This window comes from Eudoraea sp. (assembly GCF_049669105.1).
In the GTDB taxonomy this organism is placed as follows: domain Bacteria; phylum Bacteroidota; class Bacteroidia; order Flavobacteriales; family Flavobacteriaceae; genus Eudoraea.
Map to the genome: position 1 here is coordinate 1 of NZ_JBATKE010000074.1, position 5,696 is coordinate 5,696.

Here is a 5,696-nt window from a genome sequence, read left to right on the forward strand (position 1 = left end):
ACGTTTTAAAAGTGGCTACAAGTTTACCGGGCATTTCAACTGCGGGTGAAGGATCATCCGGTTTTAATGTCAGAGGTGGCAAGACGGATCAGAATCTATTTCTTTTTGATAACGCAGTCATATATAGTCCACAACATTTCTTTGGAATCTTTTCAGCTTTGAATAGTTTTACCCTTGGACAAGTAGAAATTTATAAGGGCAGCATTCCCGCTGAGTATGGTGGAAGACTTTCCTCAGTCTTTGATTTAAAAACTAAAAAGGCGACTACAGATAAACTTTCTGGCGAAGGCTCAATTGGTCCTGTAACCGGAAATCTTGCACTAGAAATACCTGTTGTTAAAGATAAGTCATCATTAATGATTGCGGGGAGAGGAGCATATGCTAATTGGATCCTAAGATCCTTAGATGAAGAATCCCTAAATAGAAGTGAAGCTTCCTTTTATGATTTTACCGCTACATATGAACATCAGATTAATGAGAACAACCAAATAAAGGGAACAGCTTACACTAGTAGAGACGATTTTAGCATCACGTCAGACTCCTTGTTTATATATGAGAATAGGCTATTTACATTAAATTGGAACCATAGGATCAATAATAAGAATAATTTAAATCTTACAATAGCCAATAGTCAGTATGATTTTGACATACAATTTAAGGGCAATTCCAGCGACAATTTTAAGCTAGGTTATAAGATAAATGAAACAGGTCTTAAGCTAAAGCTTAGGAGATTAATAAGTACCAGATTTGTTTTGGATTATGGTATTGCAAGTAAACTTTACACTATTGAACCGGGGAGTTTAAGGCCAATTGGGGACGAGTCATTGGTTTCACCTGTTGAGATAGCTAAAGAGCGGGGATTGGAGTCAGCTGTCTTTATTTCTGGTGATATAGATATCACCAAAAAGCTTTCTGTTGATGCCGGTATTCGATTTTCCGTTTTTAACGCATTGGGTCCCAGCATCCAAAACACCTATCAAGAAGGACAACCCAAGTCATCGGAAACAGTAATTGCCACAACAGAATATGGTACTAATGAAGTAATAGAAACTTATGGAGGCCCAGAGTTCCGTATTTCCGCAAGGTACTTGCTGGCGGAAGATTTTTCAATAAAAGCATCATTTAATAATTCCTACCAGTTCATTCACAGGCTAACCAATAATACTACAGCATCACCTATTGATACCTGGATATTGTCTGATTTAAACATTAAGCCTCAACAGTCAAATCAATACGCAATTGGTTTATTCAAAAATTTAAAGGAAAATATTTATGAGTTGAGTCTTGAAGGGTACTATAAAACATCGGATAATATTTTAGATTTTAAAACAGGTTCGCAGATTTTACTAAATGAAAATGTTGAAACGGAGGTGCTTCAGGGACAAGGAAAAGCATATGGGTTGGAGTTTTTGATAAGAAAGAACTTTGGAAAACTTAATGGATGGTTCGGTTATACTTATTCCAGGTCTTTTACAAAATTTGACAGTGAATTTAATGAAGAACGTGTCAATGATGGAATGTTTTTTCCTTCTAATTATGATAAACCACATGATATTAGTATCGTGGCCAATTATAAATTTACAAAACGGTTTAGCTTTTCTACAAACTTTGTATATCAAACAGGAAGGCCCGTAACCTTTCCGGTCGGTAATTTTACCTTTAATGGTTCACAATTTGTTGCCTTTAGCGACAGAAACCAGTTTAGGATTCCTGATTATTATAGGTTAGATATTGGATTTAATGTAGAAGGAAATCATAAAAAAAATAAATTGGCACATAGTTTTTGGACTTTTTCGATATACAATGTATTGGGGAGAAACAATCCATATTCTGTGTTTTTTGTGTCAGAACAAGGGAAGATAAAAGCTTTACAGACTTCTATTTTCACGATTCCTGTTCCTTCTATAACCTACAATTTTAAATTTTGAGCCGGTGAATCCTATATTTTTAGATCGATTAAAATCCTCATGTTACCGGAAGATTCTGGCGGCTCCAATATTGCTCATAATTACCAGTTGTATTGAAACTTTTGAACCGGTTACTCAAACGTTTGAAGAAATTTTAGTGGTAGAAGCGATAATTACAGATGAATTAAGAAAACAACAAATACTGCTTTCAAAAACGACTCCATTAGAGAATAATGAAATTGAACCTGAAACGGATGCTATTGTTCAGGTTACCGATAATGTTGCCAATACGTATTCATTTTCAGAGTCAGCACCCGGGGTCTATGTTTCTAACTCAGAATTTGAGGCTGAAGTTGGCAGAGAATACGCCTTGTCTATTGAAACCTCTGAGGGTGGGTCGTATAAATCTGGGAACGTAACATTAACAGGAACAGGTCAAATAGAGGAGATTAGGGCAGAAAGAATCACAAATGCGAATGGTACAGATGGGGTGGCTATCCTTGTAGATGGTACTGGTTCTGATAGTAATAGTACCTTCTTCAGGTATGAATATGAAGAAACCTATCAGATAATCACTCCATTTGCAATTAATTTGGACCTGGTGGTAGTTTCTGAAAATCCACCGGTTTTAGATACTATAGTAAAAACAAGAGAGGAAAGAGTCTGTTATAATACCATAGGTTCTAATAGAATAATACTTTCAAGTGCGAACAATCTAAGCCAAAATAAGGTGGAGAATATTCAGGTACATTTAATAGCCAGAGATAATCCCATTCTCAAATCTAGATATAGTATTCTGGTAAAGCAATTTATACATTCTCAAGAAGCCTATTCTTATTATGAAACCCTATCTAGGATTTCTGATCTGGAGAGTGTATTTTCCCAATTGCAGCCGGGATTTGTAGAAGGAAATATCGAAGCCATTGAAAACCCGGATAAAAATGTTATTGGAATCTTTGAAGTAGCATCTGTGAGTGATAAACGTATTTTCTTTAATTTTAGAGATATTTTTCAAGATGGGAATAATCCTCCTTACTTTGTATCCTGCAATCCGGATACTGATTTTGTGACGACTTCACCGAGTCCCAACCCAAATGAATTTTCTGTTATCCAAAGACTGCTTAATCAGGGGTATAAACTAATTAGCTATGAAGAAGGATTTTTTGGAGGAATTAACTCATATACGATTGCACCACCGGCCTGCGGTAATTGTACAGTTCTGGGTAGCAATATAGAACCTGAATTTTGGGAAGATTAACTTTGTGTAATGAATATAATAAGTAAACTTATTCTAATTTGTAGCCTATTACTTTTTGGTCGTGGCGACATGCTTGGTCAGTCTGATGTAATTACTCCATATAATAAAACTAATTCCCCTCTTGAGACCATCTATATAGACTACAACAGCTCTTTTTTGCTAACTGGGGAATATTTATATTACAGTGTTTTTTGTTTAAATAGGCGATCCCAAACTTACAGTAATTATAGTACCATAAGCTACGTAAAACTTATAGGCAGTACGGGAAACGTAATATTTCACCACAAATTGAGCTTAGACAACGGTAGGGCGCAAGGAGACTTTTTTATTCCCACTTCCATCCCCTCCGGAAATTATAAACTTCTTGGATATACCAGATTAATGCGTAATGGTGAACAAAGTGATTATTTTCAAGCAGATTTGACCATTGTAAACCCGTATACAAATGATCAGAAGATATTAATGAAGGAAATTAAAGACAGTATAAACTCAAAGCATTCTGTCAAAAGGAAATTAGGCGTATTTGACAATCAGAAAGAAGTCACAAGTATTAATATGTCTATTAATAAATTTAACTTTAAAAAGCGGGAAAAGATTCGGCTCACTATTCGAAATCAGAAGCCATCAATAGGCAACGGCAGTTATTCACTGTCAGTAAGAAAGCTATACAAATTAAAGGCAAGTAATAGGCCATCGGCAAAAGAGTTTGCTGATCAGTACTTGCATGATAATACAGCATCAAATGAAGACTATGTGGTAATGATTTTGCCTGAAATACGGGGTGAATTGTATTCAGGAAAAGTTGTAGCAACTGATCCCAAAATGGGAGTAGCTCAAATAAGGATAGCAATATCAGTTCCCGGCAAGGATTATATATTTAAAGTTGTAACTACAAATAGCAAGGGACAATTTTACTTTACACTTAACGAAAGTTATGAAGGAGATGAGGCCATATTGCAATTATTGGAGGATAATGACAAATATACTATCTTGATGGATACTCCCAAACCCTTGGATGTTTCAAAAATATCCTTCAATAAATTTAGACTGGAAGAGGAGATCAAACCAGTTCTTGTGGAACGAAGTATTCATAATCAAATTGAAAACAATTACTTCTCTTTTATGCCGGATAGTATAAAAGTTCCGGAAAAAAGATCTTCCTTTTATGGATTTACAGGTATGGAGTATGACTTGGATAATTACACAAGATTTTCAACTGTTAGGGAAACCATTGTTGAGATTCTTCAAGGGGTATGGATAAAAAAAACAGGAAATGGTGAAGAACAGATTCAAGTGCGCCCTAATGACCCTGACAAGGAATTGTCAGGATTTGAACCCTTAATTATAATCGATGGTTTCAGGGTTAAAAAGCAAGATGAATTGCTTAATATGGATGCGGGGAGGGTAGCAAAGATCCAGGTGATTCGGGATAAATACATATTAGGTCCACAAGTATTTCAAGGTGTATTGGATATTGTTACATTTGAAGGGAAACTATGGAAGAATTTAGTTGAAGCAGAAACCTTACGTCATAAACTATTCAAACCTTTACCAAAGAAATTTTATTTTAAACAGAAGTACGATTTGGAATCATTAGACGCTACAGCGAGAATTCCGGATTTCAGGCATCAGATTTATTGGAATCCATTAGTACAGGTGCACGAGGAATCCTTGGAATTAGAGTTTTATACATCAGATGTCTTAGGAGACTTTGAAATACGATTAGAAGGCTTTACCAATAGTGGTGAACCGGTGTCTATTATTAAGTCAATAAGGGTTAATTAATTTATCAAAACATTGTAAGTTTCTAATACCTTAACATCTTTTCCCACAAAAAATATATCAGACAAAGTTGTTCAATAACAATGAATTCAGGAAAATGATGATGAATAAGGAGGAAATTATGACTACTTCGAAGTCTTTACTGCAGTTTTCACCTAAAGAAAATTAAACCATACATACTTTTTATTTATGAGATTCTACTTTGTCCGCAGTCTTTATGCAGCAAAGTTCTTTATCTATGTTCTTTTTATCAAATAAATTATAGCATAGATATAAAAGTATGCTTTCAAAAGTCTATGGTAGTGCTGTATTTGGAGTAGAAGCAACTACCATTGCGGTAGAAGTAAATGTGGATAAGGGAATAGGCTATCATTTGGTTGGTCTGCCCGACAATGCCATCCGGGAAAGTAATTTCAGAATTGCAGCTGCCTTACTCAATAACGGCTATAAAATTCCCGGAAAAAAAATCACCATAAACATGGCCCCTGCCGATTTAAGAAAAGAGGGCTCGGCTTATGACCTCACCCTAGCCCTAGGTATTCTTTCCGCTTCGGGCCAGATTTTGGCGGAGCAGCTGGAGCGTTATATTATAATGGGAGAACTCTCCCTGGATGGGAGCCTGCAACCCATAAAAGGAGCGCTGCCCATTGCCCTTAAAGCCAGGGAAGAAGGGTTTAAAGGGTTTATTCTTCCCAAAACAAACTCCCGTGAAGCCGCTATTGTTGATGGTCTGGAAGTATATGGGGTTG

4 protein-coding genes are annotated in these 5,696 nt (G+C 35.9%); all 4 read left to right on the forward strand.

Translation table 11 applies throughout. The annotated features are described in order from the left end of the window. Window positions 1-1,928: TonB-dependent receptor plug domain-containing protein (locus WBM60_RS06615; RefSeq protein ID WP_424282884.1), on the forward strand; the 1,928-nt coding region annotated here is incomplete at its 5' end. A gap of 4 nt (window positions 1,929-1,932) precedes the next feature. Beyond that, on the forward strand, window positions 1,933-3,165 hold the full coding sequence (locus WBM60_RS06620; RefSeq protein ID WP_424258825.1) for a DUF4249 domain-containing protein: 1,233 nt from the start codon (window positions 1,933-1,935) through the stop codon (window positions 3,163-3,165). Between the two features lie 9 nt (window positions 3,166-3,174). Then, window positions 3,175-4,950 carry a hypothetical protein gene (locus WBM60_RS06625; protein ID WP_424258827.1) on the forward strand — a complete coding sequence of 592 codons (1,776 nt, stop codon included), beginning with the start codon at window positions 3,175-3,177 and terminating at the stop codon, window positions 4,948-4,950. A gap of 277 nt (window positions 4,951-5,227) precedes the next feature. Continuing rightward, a partial coding sequence (locus tag WBM60_RS06630; protein ID WP_424282885.1) for a magnesium chelatase domain-containing protein occupies window positions 5,228-5,696 on the forward strand: 469 nt, incomplete at its 3' end.